This window comes from Streptomyces sp. SPB074 (genome assembly GCF_000154905.1).
GTDB lineage: Bacteria > Actinomycetota > Actinomycetes > Streptomycetales > Streptomycetaceae > Streptomyces.
The window spans coordinates 6,047,092-6,062,929 of sequence record NZ_GG770539.1 but is presented as its reverse complement, the minus strand read 5'-3'; the positions used below and the strand labels follow the sequence as shown (position 1 = coordinate 6,062,929).

General features: G+C 72.8%; 14 protein-coding genes and 1 pseudogene. 1 reads left to right on the top strand and 14 read right to left on the bottom strand.

Features of this window, described 5'->3' with window-relative positions; genetic code table 11:
- Positions 1–23 precede the first annotated feature (23 nt).
- From metK to pyrR, 13 genes are all read right to left on the bottom strand, one after another.
- Positions 24–1,247, bottom strand: a complete 1,224-nt coding sequence (metK, locus tag SSBG_RS25720) for a methionine adenosyltransferase (protein WP_008748977.1) — start codon at positions 1,245–1,247, stop codon at positions 24–26.
- A gap of 260 nt (positions 1,248–1,507) precedes the next feature.
- Positions 1,508–2,692, bottom strand: a complete 1,185-nt coding sequence (coaBC, locus tag SSBG_RS25715; protein WP_078491413.1) for a bifunctional phosphopantothenoylcysteine decarboxylase/phosphopantothenate--cysteine ligase CoaBC — start codon at positions 2,690–2,692, stop codon at positions 1,508–1,510.
- 188 nt (positions 2,693–2,880) lie between these two features.
- On the bottom strand, positions 2,881–3,153 hold the full coding sequence (gene rpoZ / locus SSBG_RS25710) for a DNA-directed RNA polymerase subunit omega (RefSeq protein ID WP_008748975.1): 273 nt from the start codon (positions 3,151–3,153) through the stop codon (positions 2,881–2,883).
- A 29-nt stretch (positions 3,154–3,182) separates the two neighbouring features.
- Positions 3,183–3,779, bottom strand: coding sequence for a guanylate kinase (gene gmk, locus SSBG_RS25705; protein WP_008748974.1), 597 nt, complete (start codon positions 3,777–3,779; stop codon positions 3,183–3,185).
- A gap of 86 nt (positions 3,780–3,865) precedes the next feature.
- Positions 3,866–4,189, bottom strand: a complete 324-nt coding sequence (locus SSBG_RS25700) for an integration host factor (RefSeq protein WP_007829338.1) — start codon at positions 4,187–4,189, stop codon at positions 3,866–3,868.
- Between the two features lie 335 nt (positions 4,190–4,524).
- Positions 4,525–5,361 carry an orotidine-5'-phosphate decarboxylase gene (gene pyrF / locus SSBG_RS25695; RefSeq protein ID WP_008748973.1) on the bottom strand — a complete coding sequence of 279 codons (837 nt, stop codon included), beginning with the start codon at positions 5,359–5,361 and terminating at the stop codon, positions 4,525–4,527.
- Positions 5,358–6,467 (bottom strand): quinone-dependent dihydroorotate dehydrogenase, encoded by a 1,110-nt coding sequence (locus tag SSBG_RS25690; RefSeq protein WP_008748972.1) that lies wholly within the window; start codon positions 6,465–6,467, stop codon positions 5,358–5,360. The genes pyrF and SSBG_RS25690 overlap by 4 nt, the downstream gene beginning before the upstream one ends.
- Positions 6,468–6,642: 175 nt before the next feature.
- Positions 6,643–9,957 (bottom strand): carbamoyl-phosphate synthase large subunit, encoded by a 3,315-nt coding sequence (gene carB / locus SSBG_RS25685; protein WP_008748971.1) that lies wholly within the window; start codon positions 9,955–9,957, stop codon positions 6,643–6,645.
- On the bottom strand, positions 9,950–11,095 hold the full coding sequence (gene carA, locus SSBG_RS25680) for a glutamine-hydrolyzing carbamoyl-phosphate synthase small subunit (RefSeq protein ID WP_008748970.1): 1,146 nt from the start codon (positions 11,093–11,095) through the stop codon (positions 9,950–9,952). The genes carB and carA overlap by 8 nt, the downstream gene beginning before the upstream one ends.
- The gene (locus tag SSBG_RS25675; protein ID WP_008748969.1) at positions 11,092–11,697 is read right to left on the bottom strand and encodes a hypothetical protein; all 606 of its coding nucleotides are present in this window, start codon (positions 11,695–11,697) and stop codon (positions 11,092–11,094) included. Before SSBG_RS25675 ends, carA begins: the two co-directional genes overlap by 4 nt.
- Positions 11,694–12,980, bottom strand: a complete 1,287-nt coding sequence (locus tag SSBG_RS25670) for a dihydroorotase (RefSeq protein WP_037871936.1) — start codon at positions 12,978–12,980, stop codon at positions 11,694–11,696. The genes SSBG_RS25675 and SSBG_RS25670 overlap by 4 nt, the downstream gene beginning before the upstream one ends.
- 13 nt (positions 12,981–12,993) lie before the next feature.
- Positions 12,994–13,983: an aspartate carbamoyltransferase catalytic subunit gene (locus SSBG_RS25665; RefSeq protein WP_037870634.1), complete on the bottom strand. Its 990-nt coding sequence runs from the start codon at positions 13,981–13,983 to the stop codon at positions 12,994–12,996.
- 126 nt (positions 13,984–14,109) lie between these two features.
- Complete coding sequence (gene pyrR / locus SSBG_RS25660) at positions 14,110–14,694, bottom strand: bifunctional pyr operon transcriptional regulator/uracil phosphoribosyltransferase PyrR (protein ID WP_008748966.1); 585 nt, start codon at positions 14,692–14,694, stop codon at positions 14,110–14,112.
- A gap of 286 nt (positions 14,695–14,980) precedes the next feature.
- On the opposite strand from pyrR, the gene bldD reads away from it, so the two are divergent.
- Positions 14,981–15,481, top strand: a complete 501-nt coding sequence (bldD, locus tag SSBG_RS25655; protein ID WP_007829306.1) for a transcriptional regulator BldD — start codon at positions 14,981–14,983, stop codon at positions 15,479–15,481.
- Positions 15,482–15,528: 47 nt separating this feature from the next.
- On the opposite strand, the pseudogene SSBG_RS25650 reads toward bldD, so the two are convergent.
- Positions 15,529–15,838 (bottom strand): annotated as a pseudogene (locus tag SSBG_RS25650) (hypothetical protein); the annotation flags it as partial.

Below are 15,838 nucleotides of genomic sequence, written 5' to 3'. Positions count from 1 at the left end.
CCCGGGGCCGGGGAGGCTGCCGGCTAGAGGCCCGCGGCCTTGCGCAGCGCGTCGACGCGGTCCGTCCGCTCCCAGGTGAACTCCGGCTCCGAACGGCCGAAGTGCCCGTAGGCGGCCGTCTTGGAGTAGATCGGGCGGAGCAGGTCGAGGTCCCGGATGATCGCGGCCGGGCGGAGGTCGAAGACCTCGGCGATGGCGTGCTCGATCTTGTCGACCTCGGTCTTGGCGGTGCCGAAGGTCTCCACGAAGAGACCGACCGGCTCGGCCTTGCCGATCGCGTAGGCGACCTGGACCTCGCAGCGGGCGGCGAGACCGGCGGCGACGACGTTCTTCGCGACCCAGCGCATCGCGTAGGCGGCCGAACGGTCGACCTTGGACGGGTCCTTGCCGGAGAAGGCGCCGCCGCCGTGGCGGGCCATGCCGCCGTACGTGTCGATGATGATCTTGCGCCCGGTGAGTCCGGCGTCGCCCATCGGGCCGCCGATCTCGAAGCGACCGGTCGGGTTGACGAGGAGCCGGTAGCCCTCGGTCTCCAGCTTGATGCCGTCGTCCAGGAGGGCCTTGAGCTCCGGTTCCACGACGAACTCGCGGATGTCCGGGGTGAGGAGCTGGTCGAGGTCGATGTCGGAGGCGTGCTGCGAGGAGAGGACCACGGTGTCGAGGCGGACGGCCTTGTCCCCGTCGTACTCGATGGTGACCTGGGTCTTGCCGTCGGGGCGCAGGTAGGGGATGGTCCCGTTCTTGCGCACCTCGGACAGGCGCCGCGAGAGGCGGTGCGCGAGGTGGATGGGGAGCGGCATGAGGCCGGGGGTCTCGTCGCAGGCGTAGCCGAACATGAGGCCCTGGTCCCCGGCGCCCTGCCGGTCCAGCTCGTCCACGGCGTCACCGGCGGCGGAGGTCTCGATCCGGCTCTCGTAGGCCGTGTCGACGCCCTGGGCGATGTCGGGCGACTGCGAGCCGATGGAGACCGAGACCCCGCAGGAGGCGCCGTCGAAGCCCTTCTTCGAGGAGTCGTAGCCGATCTCCAGGATCTTCTCGCGCACGAGCTGGGCGATCGGGGCGTACGCCTTGGTGGTCACCTCCCCGGCGACGTGCACGAGACCGGTGGTGATGAGGGTCTCGACGGCGACGCGCGAGGTGGGGTCCTCGCGCAGCAGGGCGTCCAGAATGGTGTCGCTGATCTGGTCAGCGATCTTGTCGGGGTGTCCCTCGGTGACGGACTCCGAGGTGAACAGGCGACGGGACACAACGCTCCCTGGGGTTGCAGCGGCTGCTGGCTGATCATGGGTGAACCGTCCGGGAGCTGCACCCGAAACGGTTCCCCGCCAGTTTATCGGTCACGCGGTGCCGCCGGTCGGGGTGTCTCGCCTTTCGGGAGCCCTGTGATCTGCGGCACCGCGTTGTCGGGGCATTGTCGGCTGCGGGCCACGCGCGGCGCCAGAGGCCGCGCCGGATTGCGCGGCCGCCTGTCGCACGACCGCAACACGGCGGCGGGGGCGGGCCCCGGTCAGCCCAGCCGGGCGGCGACGAGGTCCCACACGGTGTGCGCGAGGCCCTCCTTCGGCCCGTACGGCACCGGGGTCTCGCTGCCGTCGGCGCCGAGGACGACGGCCTCGCTGGACTCGGCGCCGAAGGTCTTCGTCTCGCCGACCTCGTTGACGACGAGCAGGTCGCAGCCCTTGCGGGCGAGCTTGGCGCGCCCGTGGGCGAGGACGTCCTCGGTCTCGGCGGCGAAGCCGACGACGAGCTGCCCGGGGCGGGCGCGGTGGGCGGAGAGCTCGGCGAGGATGTCGGGGTTGCGGACGAGGGCGAGCGGTTCGGGCTCGGCGTCGTCCTTCTTCTTGATCTTCCCCGGCGCGTACGCGGCGGGCCGGAAGTCGGCGACGGCGGCGGCCATGACCACCGCGTCCGCGTCGGGCGCGGCGGCGAGCAGCGCCTCGCGCAGTTCGGCGGTGCTCGACACCGGCACGACGTCGGCACCGGCGGGGGCCGCGAGGTCGGTGTGCGCGGCGACGAGGGTGACGCGGGCGCCGCGGGCCGCGGCGGTGCGCGCGAGGGCGTACCCCTGCTTGCCCGAGGAGCGGTTGCCGAGGAAGCGGACCGGGTCGAGGGCCTCGCGGGTGCCGCCGGCGCTGATGAGGACGTGCCGCCCGGTGAGGTCGTGGGGCGCGTCGGGGCGCGCGAGGACCTGGCGGCAGTACGCGAAGATCTCGGCCGGGTCGGGGAAGCGGCCCTTGCCGGTGTCGGCGCCGGTGAGGCGGCCCGAGGCGGGCTCGATGACGTGGACGCCGCGGCGGCGCAGGGTCGCGACGTTCTCCCGCGTCGCGGGGTGCTCCCACATCTCGGTGTGCATCGCGGGGGCGAGGACGACGGGGCAGCGGGCGGTGAGGAGGGTGTTGGTGAGGAGGTCGTCGGCGAGGCCGTGGGCGGCCTTGGCGAGGAGGTCGGTCGTGGCGGGGGCGACGATCACCAGGTCGGCCTGCTGGCCGAGGCGGACGTGCGGGACCTCGTGGACGCTCTCCCACACCTCGGTGCTCACCGGTTGCCCGGACAGGGCCGCCCAGGTCGCGGCGCCGACGAAGTGCAGGGCGGCCTCGGTGGGCACGACCCGTACCTCGTGGCCGGTCTCGGTGAGCCGCCGCAGCAGCTCGCAGGCCTTGTAGGCGGCGATCCCACCGCTCACGCCCAGCACAACCCTCGGCTTCGTCACCGTTCGCTCCCGGCTCGTCGGGCACGCGCCGCGCGGGCACGCCGCCTGGTCGCGGTGGCCCGGTGCGCGCACCGCGTGATCACTCTCCCCCATTCACAAAACACAGGCCCGGCAGCGGTGCTGCCGGGCCCGTGGTGGAGGCCGTCCGGTCGGGCCGGACGGCCCGGGGCTCACTGGACCGGGTTCTCCGTGGCCTCGGAGGTGAGCAGGCCCGCGTTGATCTCGCGGAGAGCGATCGAGAGCGGCTTCTCGTGGACGTGCGTGTCCACGAGAGGGCCGACGTACTCCAGCAGGCCCTCGCCGAGCTGGGAGTAGTACGCGTTGATCTGGCGAGCACGCTTGGCCGCGTAGATCACGAGGCTGTACTTCGAGTCCGTGGCTTCGAGCAGCTCGTCGATCGGCGGGTTGATGATGCCCTCGGGCGTGGTGATGGAAGAGGACACGCTCTGCCTTCCGACGGGGGAAAAAGAAATCATGAGACGGATGTCAAGGCTAGCAGCTCGCGGGAGACGTCCTCGACCGCGGTGTTGACGAGGGTGACGTCGAACTCGGATTCCGCCGCGAGCTCGACCCGGGCGGCGGCCAGGCGGCGCTCGATGACCTCGGGTTCCTCGGTGCCGCGCCCGGTGAGACGGCGGACCAGTTCCTCCCAGCTCGGCGGGGCCAGGAAGACGAGGCGGGCCTCGGGCATGGAGGCGCGCACGAGGCGGGCGCCCTGGAGGTCGATCTCCAGGAGGACCGGTTCACCGCGTTCCAGGCGCTCGGTGACGGCGGCCCGCGGGGTGCCGTAGCGGTTGCCCGCGAACTCGGCCCATTCGAGCAGCTCGCCGTTGGCGACGAGCTTGTCGAACTCCTCGTCCGAGACGAAGAAGTACTGCACCCCGTGCCGCTCCCCGGGGCGGGGCTTGCGGGTCGTGGCCGAGACGGAGAGCCAGATCTCGGGGTGTTCCTTGCGCAGGTGCGCGACGACGGTGCTCTTGCCGACCCCGGAGGGCCCTGAGAGCACGGTCAGCCGTGGACGAGCGTCCGGGGGCGTTGCGGGGGACGTCCCCGGGGTTGAAGCAGCCATGAAGCGATTATTCCAGCCCCGGCGGCTCACCGGGGACGGAGGTGCCGGAGCACCGGGGGCGCGTGGCCCCCGGCACTCCGCCGCGATCAGGCCGCGGTGCTGCCGAACTCCCGCTCCAGGGAAGCGATCTGGTTGGAGCCGAGACCCCGCACGCGCCGGCTCTTGGAGATGCCGAGACGCTCCATGATCTGGTTGGCGCGGACCTTGCCGACGCCGGGAAGCGACTCAAGGAGGGCGGAGACCTTCATCTTGCCGATGACGTCGTTCTCCTGGCCCTGCTTGATGACCTCGTGGAGCGAGGCACCGGAGTGCTTGAGCCGGTTCTTGACCTCGGCCCGCTCCCGGCGAGCCGCGGCGGCCTTTTCGAGCGCGGCTGCGCGCTGTTCAGGGGTAAGGGGCGGAAGAGCCACGCCTACGTCACCTCGGATGTCGAACTTGTCGGATACGGACCGGTGCGACCGTTGGGTCTCACCACCGGGTGAGCAGGCGAACCGGAATCGGCGCTCGTCCGCTCTCGACGGAGACTAGCGGCACAGAGGGCCCGAGTCAGCGAGAACAGCGGAAAAGTCCAGGTCAGCTGAGGTTGGCGGGGATATTTAGGGCAAAACATCCCAGTTTTCGGGGCGCGGCGCCGAGCTTTCCCCGCGCGGGCACCGGAGTTCGGCGTCCCGGCGGCGCGATCCGGGGCCCGCCGGGTCGACGTCGCGGCGCGCGCGGGGCCCGGCGCGCGGACCGCGTGGCGCGCTCAGCCGAGAGCGGCCCGGATCTCCCCGGTCAGCCGTTCCGCCGCCTCGCGCAGGCCCGCCACCGAGGGTCCCGCGCGCAGGATGCCCCGGCTGACGCTCGGCAGGACGTGGCGCGCCTGCTCCCCGAAGAGCGCGGGGAGGTCGGCGGGGGTCGCGCCCTGCGCGCCGATGCCGGGGGCGAGGAGCGGTCCGTTGATCGCGAGGTCCGCCTCCGTGCGGCCCAGGGTCGCGCCGACGACCGCGCCGAAGGAGCCGAGCGGGCTCGCCCCCGCGTTCTCGGCGGCGAGGTGGCCGAGCATCACCTGCGCGAGGCTGCGGCCGTCCGCCGCCCGCGCGCCCTGCACCTCGGCGCCCTCGGGGTTGGAGGTGAGCGCGAGCACGAAGACCCCGGCGCCCGATGCGGCGGCGGCGTCCAGCGCGGGGCGCAGCGAGCCGAAGCCGAGGTAGGGCGAGACGGTGACGGCGTCCGAGAAGAGCGGCGAGGCCGGGTCGAGGTAGGTCGCGGCGTAGGCGGCCATCGTGGAGCCGATGTCGCCGCGCTTGGCGTCGAGCAGGACGAGGGCCCCGGCGGCGCGCGCGTCGGCGACGGCGCGCTCCAGGACCGCGAGGCCGCGCGAGCCGAAGCGCTCGAAGAAGGCGGACTGCGGCTTGAGGACGGCGACCCGGTCCGCGAGGGCTTCGACGACGGTGTGCGTGAAGCGTTCCAGGCCCGCGATGTCGTCGTTCAGGCCCCACTCGCGCAGCAGCGCGGCGTGCGGGTCGATGCCCGCGCACAGGGCGCCGCGGGTGTCCATGGCGTGGCGCAGGCGGGCGCCGAAGGGCTCGGGGGTGCTCATGCGCGGGCCTTCCCGGTGTCGGCGCCCACCGCTTCGGCGAGCGTGGCGTAGGGGCTCGCGGCGAGGCGCGCGGCGAGGCCCTTCTTGATGCCCCGGGCCCAGAAGGGGCCCCGGTAGAGGAACGCGGTGTAGCCCTGCACGAGGGTCGCCCCGGCGAGGACGCGTTCCCAGGCGTCGTCGGCGGTGTCGACGCCGCCCACGCCGACCAGGACGAGGCGGTCCCCCACGCGCGCGTACAGGCGGCGCAGGACGGCGAGCGAGCGGGCCTTGACCGGCGCGCCCGAGAGACCGCCGCCCTCCTGGACGAGGGCGGGCGCGGAGCGCAGCCCCAGGCCCTCGCGGGCGATCGTGGTGTTGGTCGCGATGATGCCGTCCAGGCCGAGTTCGACGGCGAGGTCCGCGACGGCGTCGATGTCCTCGTCCGCGAGGTCGGGGGCGATCTTGACGAGGAGCGGTACGCGGCGGTCCGGGACCGCGCGGTCCGCCTCGGCCCGTACCGCGCCGAGCAGGGGGCGCAGGGCCTCTGTGGCCTGGAGGTTCCGCAGGCCGGGGGTGTTGGGCGAGGAGACGTTCACGACGAGGTAGTCGGCGTGCGCGGCGAGGCGGCGGGTGGAGGCGACGTAGTCGGCGACGGCCTCCGCCTCGGGGACGAGCTTCGTCTTGCCGATGTTGACGCCGACCGTCGTGCGGAAGGCGGGGCTGCGGGCGGCGAGCCGGGCGGCGACGGCGGCGGAGCCCTCGTTGTTGAAGCCCATGCGGTTGATGACGGCGCGGTCGGCGACAAGGCGGAAGAGGCGCTTGCGCTCGTTGCCGGGCTGGGGTTCGGCGGTGACGGTACCGATCTCGACGTGGTCGAAGCCGAGCATCGTCATGCCGTCGATGCCGACGGCGTTCTTGTCGAAACCGGCGGCGAGGCCGAAGGGGCTGTGCAGCCGCAGGCCGAGGGTTTCCGTGCGCAGTGCGCGGGGGTGCGGGTCGAGCACGGCGGCGGCGAGGACGCGCAGGACCGGGACCCGGGCGGCCAGGCGAATCCAGCGGAAGGCCAGGTGGTGGGCGCGTTCGGGGTCCATGCGCCGGAAGAAGAGGCGGAAGAAGAGTGCGTACACGGAAAGGTCCGTCCGGGTCGGGTCGGCGGGTCTGCGGGGCGAGGTTGTTTTTGTTTCGGCGGGTCCGCGGGGCGGCGGGTCTGGGGCGGCGGCGGGTCCGCGGGCGAGGGGGTGGCGGGCATGGCGAGGGGGACACCGCTCGGAAACGGTGCCCCCCTCGTACCGCCTCAGGGGCCTAGGACTCCGTGCGGGCCGCCCTCAGGCGTTCCGCGTGCTCCTGGAGCGAGGCGACGCCGGTCGCGCCCCCGCCGAGCGCCTCGATGCCCTGCACGGCGGCGGCGAGCGCCTGGACCGTGGTGAGGCAGGGCACGGCGCGCGCGATGGCGGCGGTGCGGATCTCGTAGCCGTCGAGGCGCCCGCTGGTGCCGTAGGGCGTGTTGACGATGAGGTCGACGCCGCCCTCGTGGATGAGCTGGACGATCGTCTTCTCGCCGGCGGGGCCCGCGCCCTCGTACTGCTTGCGCACGACGGTCGCGGGGATGCCGTGGCGCTGGAGGACCTCGGCGGTGCCGGAGGTCGCGAGCAGTTCGAAGCCGTGCCGGACCAGCTCGCGGGCCGGGAAGATCATCGCGCGCTTGTCGCGGTTGGCGACCGAGATGAAGGCGCGGCCCTTGGTGGGCAGCGGCCCGTACGCCCCGGCCTGCGACTTCGCGTAGGCGGTGCCGAAGACGGCGTCGATGCCCATGACCTCGCCGGTGGAGCGCATCTCCGGGCCGAGGACGGTGTCCACACCGCGCCCCGAGGTGTCCCGGAAGCGCGACCAGGGCATGACGGCCTCCTTGACGGAGATCGGCGCGTCCAGCGGCAGGGTGCCGCCGTCCCCGGTGGCGGGCAGGAGTCCTTCGGCGCGCAGTTCGGCGACGGTGGCGCCGAGCGAGATGCGCGCGGCGGCCTTGGCGAGCGGGACCGCGGTGGCCTTCGAGGTGAAGGGCACGGTCCGCGAGGCGCGCGGGTTGGCCTCCAGGACGTAGAGGATGTCGCCGGAGAGCGCGAACTGGATGTTGATCAGCCCGCGCACGCCGACGCCCTTGGCGATCGCCTCGGTGGAGGTGCGCAGCCGCTTGATGTCGAAGCCGCCGAGCGTGATGGGCGGCAGGGCGCAGGCCGAGTCGCCGGAGTGGATGCCGGCCTCCTCGATGTGCTCCATGACGCCGCCGAGGTACAGCTCCTCGCCGTCGTAGAGCGCGTCCACGTCGATCTCGATGGTGTCGTCGAGGAAGCGGTCCACGAGGACCGGGCGGGAGGGGCTGATCTCGGTGGACTCCTCGATGTACGAGGCGAGCCGGGTCTCGTCGTAGACGATCTCCATGCCGCGTCCGCCGAGCACGTACGAGGGCCGTACGAGGACGGGGTAGCCGATCTCGTCGGCGATGGCCTTGGCCCCGGCGAAGGTCGTGGCCGTGCCGTGCTTGGGGGCGGGCAGTCCGGCCTCGGCGAGGACGCGGCCGAAGGCGCCGCGGTCCTCGGCGGCGTCGATCGCCTCGGGCGAGGTGCCGACGATGGGCACGCCGTTGTCCTTGAGCGCCTGCGCGAGGCCGAGCGGGGTCTGCCCGCCGAGCTGGACGAGGACACCGGCGACGGGCCCGGCCTGCCGCTCGGCGTGGACGATCTCCAGGACGTCCTCCAGGGTGAGCGGCTCGAAGTAGAGCCGGTCGGAGGTGTCGTAGTCGGTGGAGACGGTCTCGGGGTTGCAGTTGACCATGACGGTCTCGTAGCCGGCCTCGCTGAGCGCGAAGGAGGCGTGCACGCAGGAGTAGTCGAACTCGATGCCCTGGCCGATGCGGTTGGGCCCCGAGCCGAGGATGATCACGGCGGGCTTCTCGCGCGGGGCGACCTCGTTCTCCTCGTCGTAGGAGGAGTAGAAGTACGGGGTCCGCGCGGCGAACTCGGCGGCGCAGGTGTCGACGGTCTTGTAGACGGGGCGCAGCGCGAGGGCGTGGCGCACCTCCCGCACGACGTCCTCGCGCAGGCCGCGCACGGCGGCGATCTGCTGGTCCGAGAAGCCGTGGCGCTTGGCCTCGGCGAGGAGTTCGCGGGTCAGCTCGGGGGCCCCGGCGAGTTCGTCGGCGACCTCCTTGAGGAGGAAGAGCTGGTCGACGAACCAGGGGTCGATCCGGGTGTGGTCGAAGACCTCCTCGGGGGTGGCCCCGGCGCGGATCGCGGCCATGACGGTGTTGACGCGGCCGTCGGTGGGGCGCGCGGCGGTGCGGAGCAGTTCGTCCTTGTCGCCGGTGGGGCCGGCGAAGTCGAACTGGCTGCCCTTCTTCTCCAGGGAGCGCAGCGCTTTCTGGAACGCCTCGGTGAAGTTGCGGCCGATCGCCATGGCCTCGCCGACCGACTTCATGGTCGTGGTGAGGGTGGAGTCGGCGGAGGGGAACTTCTCGAAGGCGAAGCGGGGGGCCTTGACGACGACGTAGTCGAGCGTCGGCTCGAAGGAGGCCGGGGTCTGCTCGGTGATGTCGTTGGGGATCTCGTCCAGGGTGTAGCCGACGGCGAGCTTCGCGGCGATCTTGGCGATCGGGAAGCCGGTGGCCTTGGAGGCGAGGGCGGAGGAGCGGGAGACGCGCGGGTTCATCTCGATGACGATGATCCGGCCGTCCTCGGGGTTGACCGCGAACTGGATGTTGCAGCCGCCGGTGTCGACGCCGACCTCGCGGATGATCGCGATGCCGATGTCGCGCAGCCGCTGGTACTCGCGGTCGGTGAGGGTCATGGCCGGGGCGACGGTGATCGAGTCCCCGGTGTGCACGCCCATGGGGTCGAAGTTCTCGATGGAGCAGACGACCACGACGTTGTCGTTACGGTCGCGCATCAGCTCCAGCTCGTACTCCTTCCAGCCGAGGATGGACTCCTCCAGGAGGACCTCGGTGGTGGGCGAGAGGGTGAGGCCCTGCCCGGCGATGCGGCGCAGTTCCTCCTCGTCGTGCGCGAAGCCGGAGCCCGCGCCGCCCATCGTGAAGGAGGGGCGGACGACGACGGGGTAGCCGCCGAGGGTGTCCACGCCGGCGAGGACGTCGTCCATGGAGTGGCAGATGACCGAGCGGGCGGACTCGCCGTGGCCGATCTTCTTGCGCACCTCCTCCACGACGCCCTTGAACAGGTCGCGGTCCTCGCCCTTGTTGATGGCCTCGACGTTGGCGCCGATCAGCTCGACGCCGTACTTCTCCAGCGTCCCCGCGTCGTGCAGGGAGATCGCCGTGTTGAGCGCCGTCTGCCCGCCGAGGGTCGGCAGCAGGACGTCGGGGCGCTCCTTGGCGATGATCTTCTCGACGTACTCGGGGGTGATCGGCTCGACGTAGGTGGCGTCGGCGATCTCCGGGTCGGTCATGATCGTCGCCGGGTTGGAGTTGACGAGGATCACGCGCAGGCCCTCGGCGCGCAGGACGCGGCACGCCTGGGTGCCGGAGTAGTCGAACTCGGCGGCCTGGCCGATGACGATCGGGCCGGAGCCGATGACCAGGACGGACTGGATACCGGTGCGCTTAGGCACGCTGGCCCTCCATCAAAGACGTGAAGCGGTCGAAGAGGTACGCGGCGTCGTGCGGACCGGCCGCGGCTTCGGGGTGGTACTGGACACTGAACGCGGGGCGGTCGAGGAGCTGGAGCCCTTCGACGACGTTGTCGTTGAGGCACACGTGGGAGACCTCGACGCGCCCGTAGGGGGTCTCCGAGACCTTGTCGAGGGGCGCGTCCACGGCGAAGCCGTGGTTGTGCGCGGTGACCTCGACCTTGCCGGTGGCGCGGTCCTGGACGGGCTGGTTGATGCCCCGGTGGCCGTACTTGAGCTTGTACGTGCCGAAGCCGAGCGCGCGGCCGAGGATCTGGTTGCCGAAGCAGATCCCGAAGAGCGGGGTGCCGCGTTCCAGGACCTCGCGCATGAGGGCGACGGGGTGCCCGGCGGTCCCGGGGTCGCCGGGGCCGTTGGAGAAGAAGACCCCGTCGGGGCGGACCGCGTAGACGTCCTCGGCGGTCGCCGTGGCGGGCAGGACGTGCACCTCGATGCCGCGTTCGGCCATGCGGTGCGGGGTCATGCCCTTGATGCCGAGGTCGATGGCGGCGACGGTGAACTTCTTCTCGCCGATCGCGGGGACGACGTACGCCTGCTCGGTGGCGACCTCGGCGGAGAGGTCGGCGCCCTTCATCTCGGGGGCCTGCCGGACCCGCTCCAGGGCCTCGGCGTCGCCCGGGAGGGACGGGCCGCTGAAGATGCCGACGCGCATCGCGCCGCGCTCGCGCAGGTGGCGGGTGAGGGCGCGGGTGTCGACGCCGGAGATCCCGACGACGCCCTGGCCGGCCAGTTCCTCGTCGAGGGTGCGCCGCGAGCGCCAGTTGGAGGGGCGCCGGGCGGGGTCGCGGACGACGTAGCCGGCGACCCAGACGCGGCGGGACTCGGGGTCCTCGTCGTTGACGCCGGTGTTGCCGATGTGCGGGGCCGTCATGACGACGACCTGGCGGTGGTAGGAGGGGTCGGTCAGGGTCTCCTGGTAGCCGGTCATGCCGGTGGAGAAGACGGCTTCGCCGAAGGTCTCCCCCACGGCCCCGTAGGCGCGGCCGCGAAAGACGCGGCCGTCCTCCAGGACGAGTACGGCAGCGGGTGCCTGCGGGCGCCCCTGAGTGGAGGTCGTCATCGTGCGGCGCCTTCCGTCGTGGTGGTCGGGTGGTTCTGCGCGTGGGTGCCGCTCGCGGCGTTGAGCGCGGCGACCCACGCGGGGTGCTCGGCGGCCCGCTCGGAGCGGAAGCCGGAGTCGATGAGGGTGTCCCCGTGGGCCCAGGTGACGACGAGGAGGCCGTTCTCGGTGAGGACCTTCCCGGCGATGCCCTTGTCGAGGCGGGCGCCGCGCAGGGCGGCGGCCGGGACGAAGAAGTCGCGGGCGCCGGGGCGCTCGACGGTGAGCCCGGCGGGGCGCAGGCTCAGTTCGGCGCGGCTGCGGGTGCCGAGGCCGTGCGCGACGATCCGGTCGAGCCACTGCCCGGCGGTCGTGGAGCCGTGGTAGCGCCCGCTGAGCGTGTGGCTCGGCTCGGCGGGATCCTCGGGCGCCTCGGGGAGCGGGGGCAGCCCGGACTGGAGGGTGCCGCGCCACTTCCAGCCCTCGCGCATGAGCCAGTACACGAGGGTGATGAAGAGCAGCAGCCCGGCGATCCAGCCGATGCGGCCGCTCCAGTCGGTCACGTCGGCGGACTTCTGCCCCGCGGCGAGCAGGGTGTCCGCCGTGGCGGTGAGGTAGGTCACGCGAGGGTCCCGTCGACGAGGGTCGCGCGGCCCCGCAGGAAGGTGTGGGTCACGCGTCCGGGCAGGTCCAGGCCCCGGTAGGGGGTGTTGCTGCTGCGGGACGCGAACCCGGCGGGGTCCACCGCTCCACGGTAGCCGGGGTCGAGCAGGGTGAGGTTCGCGGGCTCACCGGCGGCGATCGGGCGGCCGTGTCCTTCGAGGCGGCCGATGCGGGCCGGGCGGAAGGACATGCGCTCGGCGACGCCGGCCCAGTCGAGGAGCCCGGTGTCGACCATGGCGTGCTGGACGACGGAGAGCGCGGTCTCCAGGCCGACCATGCCCATCGCGGCGGCGGCCCACTCGCAGTCCTTGTCCTCCTGCGGGTGCGGGGCGTGGTCGGTGGCGACGCAGTCGATGGTGCCGTCGGCGAGCCCGGCGCGCAGGGCCAGGACGTCGGCCTCGGTGCGCAGCGGCGGGTTGACCTTGTAGACGGGGTCGTAGCCGCGGACCAGCTCGTCGGTGAGGAGGAGGTGGTGCGGGGTGACCTCGGCGGTGACGTCCCAGCCCTTGGACTTGGCCCAGCGGACGATCTCGACGGACCCGGCGGTGGAGACGTGGCAGACGTGGAGGCGGGAGCCGACGTGCGCGGCGAGGAGGACGTCGCGGGCGATGACCGATTCCTCGGCGACGGCGGGCCAGCCGCCGAGGCCGAGTTCGGCGGAGACGGCGCCCTCGTTCATCTGCGCGCCCTCGGTGAGGCGCGGTTCCTGCGCGTGCTGCGCGACGACGCCGCCGAACGCCTTCACGTACTCCAGGGCGCGCCGCATGATCACGGCGTCGTCCACGCACTTGCCGTCGTCCGAGAAGACCTTCACGGCGGCGGCGGAGTCGTGCATCGCGCCGAGTTCGGCGAGCTTCTTGCCCTCCAGGCCCACGGTGACGGCGCCGACCGGCTGGACGTCGCAGTAGCCGGACTCGCGGCCCAGGCGCCACACCTGCTCGACCACGCCCGCGGTGTCGGCGACCGGGAAGGTGTTCGCCATGGCGTGGACGGCGGTGTAGCCGCCCCGGGCGGCGGCGCGGGTGCCGGTCAGGACGGTCTCGGAGTCCTCGCGGCCGGGTTCGCGCAGGTGCGTGTGGAGGTCCACGAGGCCGGGGAGCAGGACGTGCCCGGCGGCCTCGACCACGGTCGCGTCGCCCGCCTCGACGCCGGTGCCGACCCGGGCGATCGTCCCGCCGTCGATCAGGACGTCGGCGCTCTCGCCGCCGAGGACGCGGGCGCCGCGGATCAGGGTCTTGTTCACGGAGGTCATGTGCTTACTTCTCCTCGGCCTGGACGGCGGCGGGTCGGCTGTGGGTGGGGGCGGGTTCCTGGCCGCCGAGCAGCAGGTAGAGCACGGCCATGCGGACGGAGACGCCGTTGGCGACCTGCTCGATGACGGTGCAGCGCGGCGAGTCGGCGACCTCGGCGGTGATCTCCATGCCGCGCACCATCGGCCCGGGGTGCATGACGACGGCGTGCTCCGGCATCCGCGCCATGCGCGCGGCGTCGAGTCCGTAGCGCCGCGCGTACTCGCGCTCGGTCGGGAAGTACGCGGCGTTCATCCGCTCGCGCTGGACGCGGAGCATCATGACGGCGTCCGCCTCGCCGAGGGCCGCGTCGAGGTCGTAGGAGATCTCGCAGGGCCAGTTCCCGGCGCCGACCGGGAGCAGGGTCGGCGGGGCGACGAGGGTGACGTGGGCGCCGAGGGTGTGGAGCAGGTCGACGTTGGAGCGGGCGACGCGGCTGTGCAGGATGTCGCCGACGAGGGTGACGCGGCGGCCCTTGAGGTCGGCGCCGACCGGCTCGGGGCCGAGGAGCCTGCGGCGCAGGGTGAAGGCGTCGAGGAGCGCCTGGGTGGGGTGCTGGTGGGTGCCGTCGCCGGCGTTGACGACGGCGGCGTCGATCCAGCCGGTCGTGGCGAGGCGCTGCGGGGCGCCGGAGGCGCCGTGCCGGATGACGACGGCGTCGACGCCCATCGCCTCCAGGGTCTGCGCGGTGTCCTTGAGCGATTCGCCCTTGGAGACGCTGGAGCCCTTGGCGGCGAAGTTGATGACGTCGGCGGACAGGCGCTTCTCGGCGACCTCGAAGGAGGTGCGGGTACGGGTGGAGTCCTCGAAGAAGAGGTTCACCACGGTGCGGCCGCGCAGGGTCGGCAGCTTCTTGATGGGCCGGTCGGCCACCCGCGCCATTTCCTCGGCGGTGTCGAGGATCTGGACGGCTTCGTCGCGGGAGAGGTCGGCGGCCGAGATGAGGTGTCGCATCATCCGGGGCTCCTGGGGGCGTGCTCGGGAGGGTCTGGGGGTACGGCGGCGGGGCGGCACTCGGCCGCGCGCGGGCGTGCGGGCACGCCTGCTCACCCGTCCGGGCGAGCGGGGGCCTGCGGGTGTGCGCTAGCGGGGCGCGGTGCCGCCGAGCAGCACGGCGTCGCGGCCGTCCTCCTCGGTGAGCTGCACCTTGACGGTCTCGCGCAGCGAGGTGGGGAGGTTCTTTCCGACGTAGTCGGCGCGGATCGGCAGCTCGCGGTGGCCGCGGTCGACCAGGACGGCGAGCTGCACGGCGCGGGGGCGGCCGATGTCGCCGAGGGCGTCGAGCGCGGCGCGGATGGTGCGGCCGGAGAAGAGCACGTCGTCGACGAGGACGACGAGGCGTCCGTCGAGCCCTTCGGCGGGGATCTCGGTGCGGCCGAGGGCGCGGGCGGGCTTGAGGCGCAGGTCGTCGCGGTACATCGTGATGTCGAGCGAGCCGGTGGGCACCGGGCGCCCAGTGATCGCGGCGAGCTTGGCGGCGAGCCGCTCCGCGAGGTGCACCCCGCGGGTGGGGATGCCGAGCAGCACCACGTCGTCGGCGCCCTTGGCGCGTTCGACGATCTCGTGGGCGATGCGGGTGAGCACCCTGGCGATGTCGGGGCCTTCGAGCACGGGCCGGGGCCCGCCGGGCACCTCGCCGGGGGTGTGGCCCGGGGTGTGGCTGTCCATGGAGGGACCTCCTTCTCCGCCTCACGGGACGGCTCTTAAAGGACGTCTGAATTGCGCCCCCCACGCTACCAGGGGCGAGAATGAGCTCGGGAACCCCCCTGCTCCCGGGGCCGGTGACGCCTGTCACCTCGCGCGGGGACGGGGTCCGGGGCTCCCCCCGGCCGGTCGCCGGGGAGGGAGGTCCACCGGTTCCGCTTGACGCAGGCAAATCACGCTGCGTAACCTCACCGTGAGTCACCAGCCTTCGCGGCTGGGCCGCACATTGTCACAGTGTCCGGGGAGCTATATGTCCAGCGAATACGCCAAACAGCTCGGGGCCAAGCTCCGGGCCATCCGCACCCAGCAGGGCCTCTCCCTCCACGGTGTCGAGGAGAAGTCCCAGGGGCGCTGGAAGGCGGTCGTGGTCGGTTCGTACGAGCGGGGTGACCGCGCGGTCACCGTGCAGCGTCTCGCCGAGCTGGCCGACTTCTACGGGGTTCCCGTCCAGGAGCTGCTGCCGGGCACGACGCCCGGCGGTGCGGCCGAGCCGCCGCCCAAGCTCGTGCTCGACCTGGAGCGGCTCGCCACCGTTCCCGCGGAGAAGGCGGGGCCGCTCCAGCGGTACGCGGCGACCATCCAGTCCCAGCGCGGGGACTACAACGGCAAGGTCCTCTCCATCCGCCAGGACGACCTGCGCACCCTCGCCGTGATCTACGACCAGTCCCCCTCGGTTTTGACCGAGCAGCTCATCAGCTGGGGAGTGCTGGACGCGGACGCGCGCCGGGCCGTGGCGCACGAGGAGGGCTGAGGCCCGCTTCGCCGCACGCGTGGAAAGGGTGAGCCGGTTCGACCGGCTCACCCTTTCGGCGTAATCGCGGCCCCGCGTCCGGGGACCGCGCGGGGGCGGGGCCCTCTGGGCGCCTCCACCCCCGGGTACAGCCGTCCGATCACCTCCGGCAGGAGGCGCGCCGCCAGGCGCGGGGGCAGCGCCTGGAGGACGGCGAGGACCGGGGCCATGCGGACGGGGAGCACGCCGTCGCCGATGCCCGCGAGGCCGAGGGCGAGAGCGACCTCCTCGGGGCCGATCCGGTCGGGGTCGAGCGCCGCCGCGGCCTCGGCGATCGCCGGGTCCACCGTCACCGGGCCGTGCGCGTCGGCGCGCTCC

Excerpts from the sequence above, each read along its gene's own strand:
- gmk (WP_008748974.1), bottom strand. The coding sequence starts at position 3,779 with ATGGCTGCTTCAACCCCGGGGACGTCCCCCGCAACGCCCCCGGACGCT.
- pyrF (WP_008748973.1), bottom strand. The coding sequence starts at position 5,361 with ATGAGCACCCCCGAGCCCTTCGGCGCCCGCCTGCGCCACGCCATGGAC.
- carA (WP_008748970.1), bottom strand. The coding sequence starts at position 11,095 with ATGACGACCTCCACTCAGGGGCGCCCGCAGGCACCCGCTGCCGTACTC.
- SSBG_RS25665 (WP_037870634.1), bottom strand. The coding sequence starts at position 13,983 with ATGATGCGACACCTCATCTCGGCCGCCGACCTCTCCCGCGACGAAGCC.
- pyrR (WP_008748966.1), bottom strand. The coding sequence starts at position 14,694 with ATGGACAGCCACACCCCGGGCCACACCCCCGGCGAGGTGCCCGGCGGG.
- bldD (WP_007829306.1), top strand. The coding sequence starts at position 14,981 with ATGTCCAGCGAATACGCCAAACAGCTCGGGGCCAAGCTCCGGGCCATC.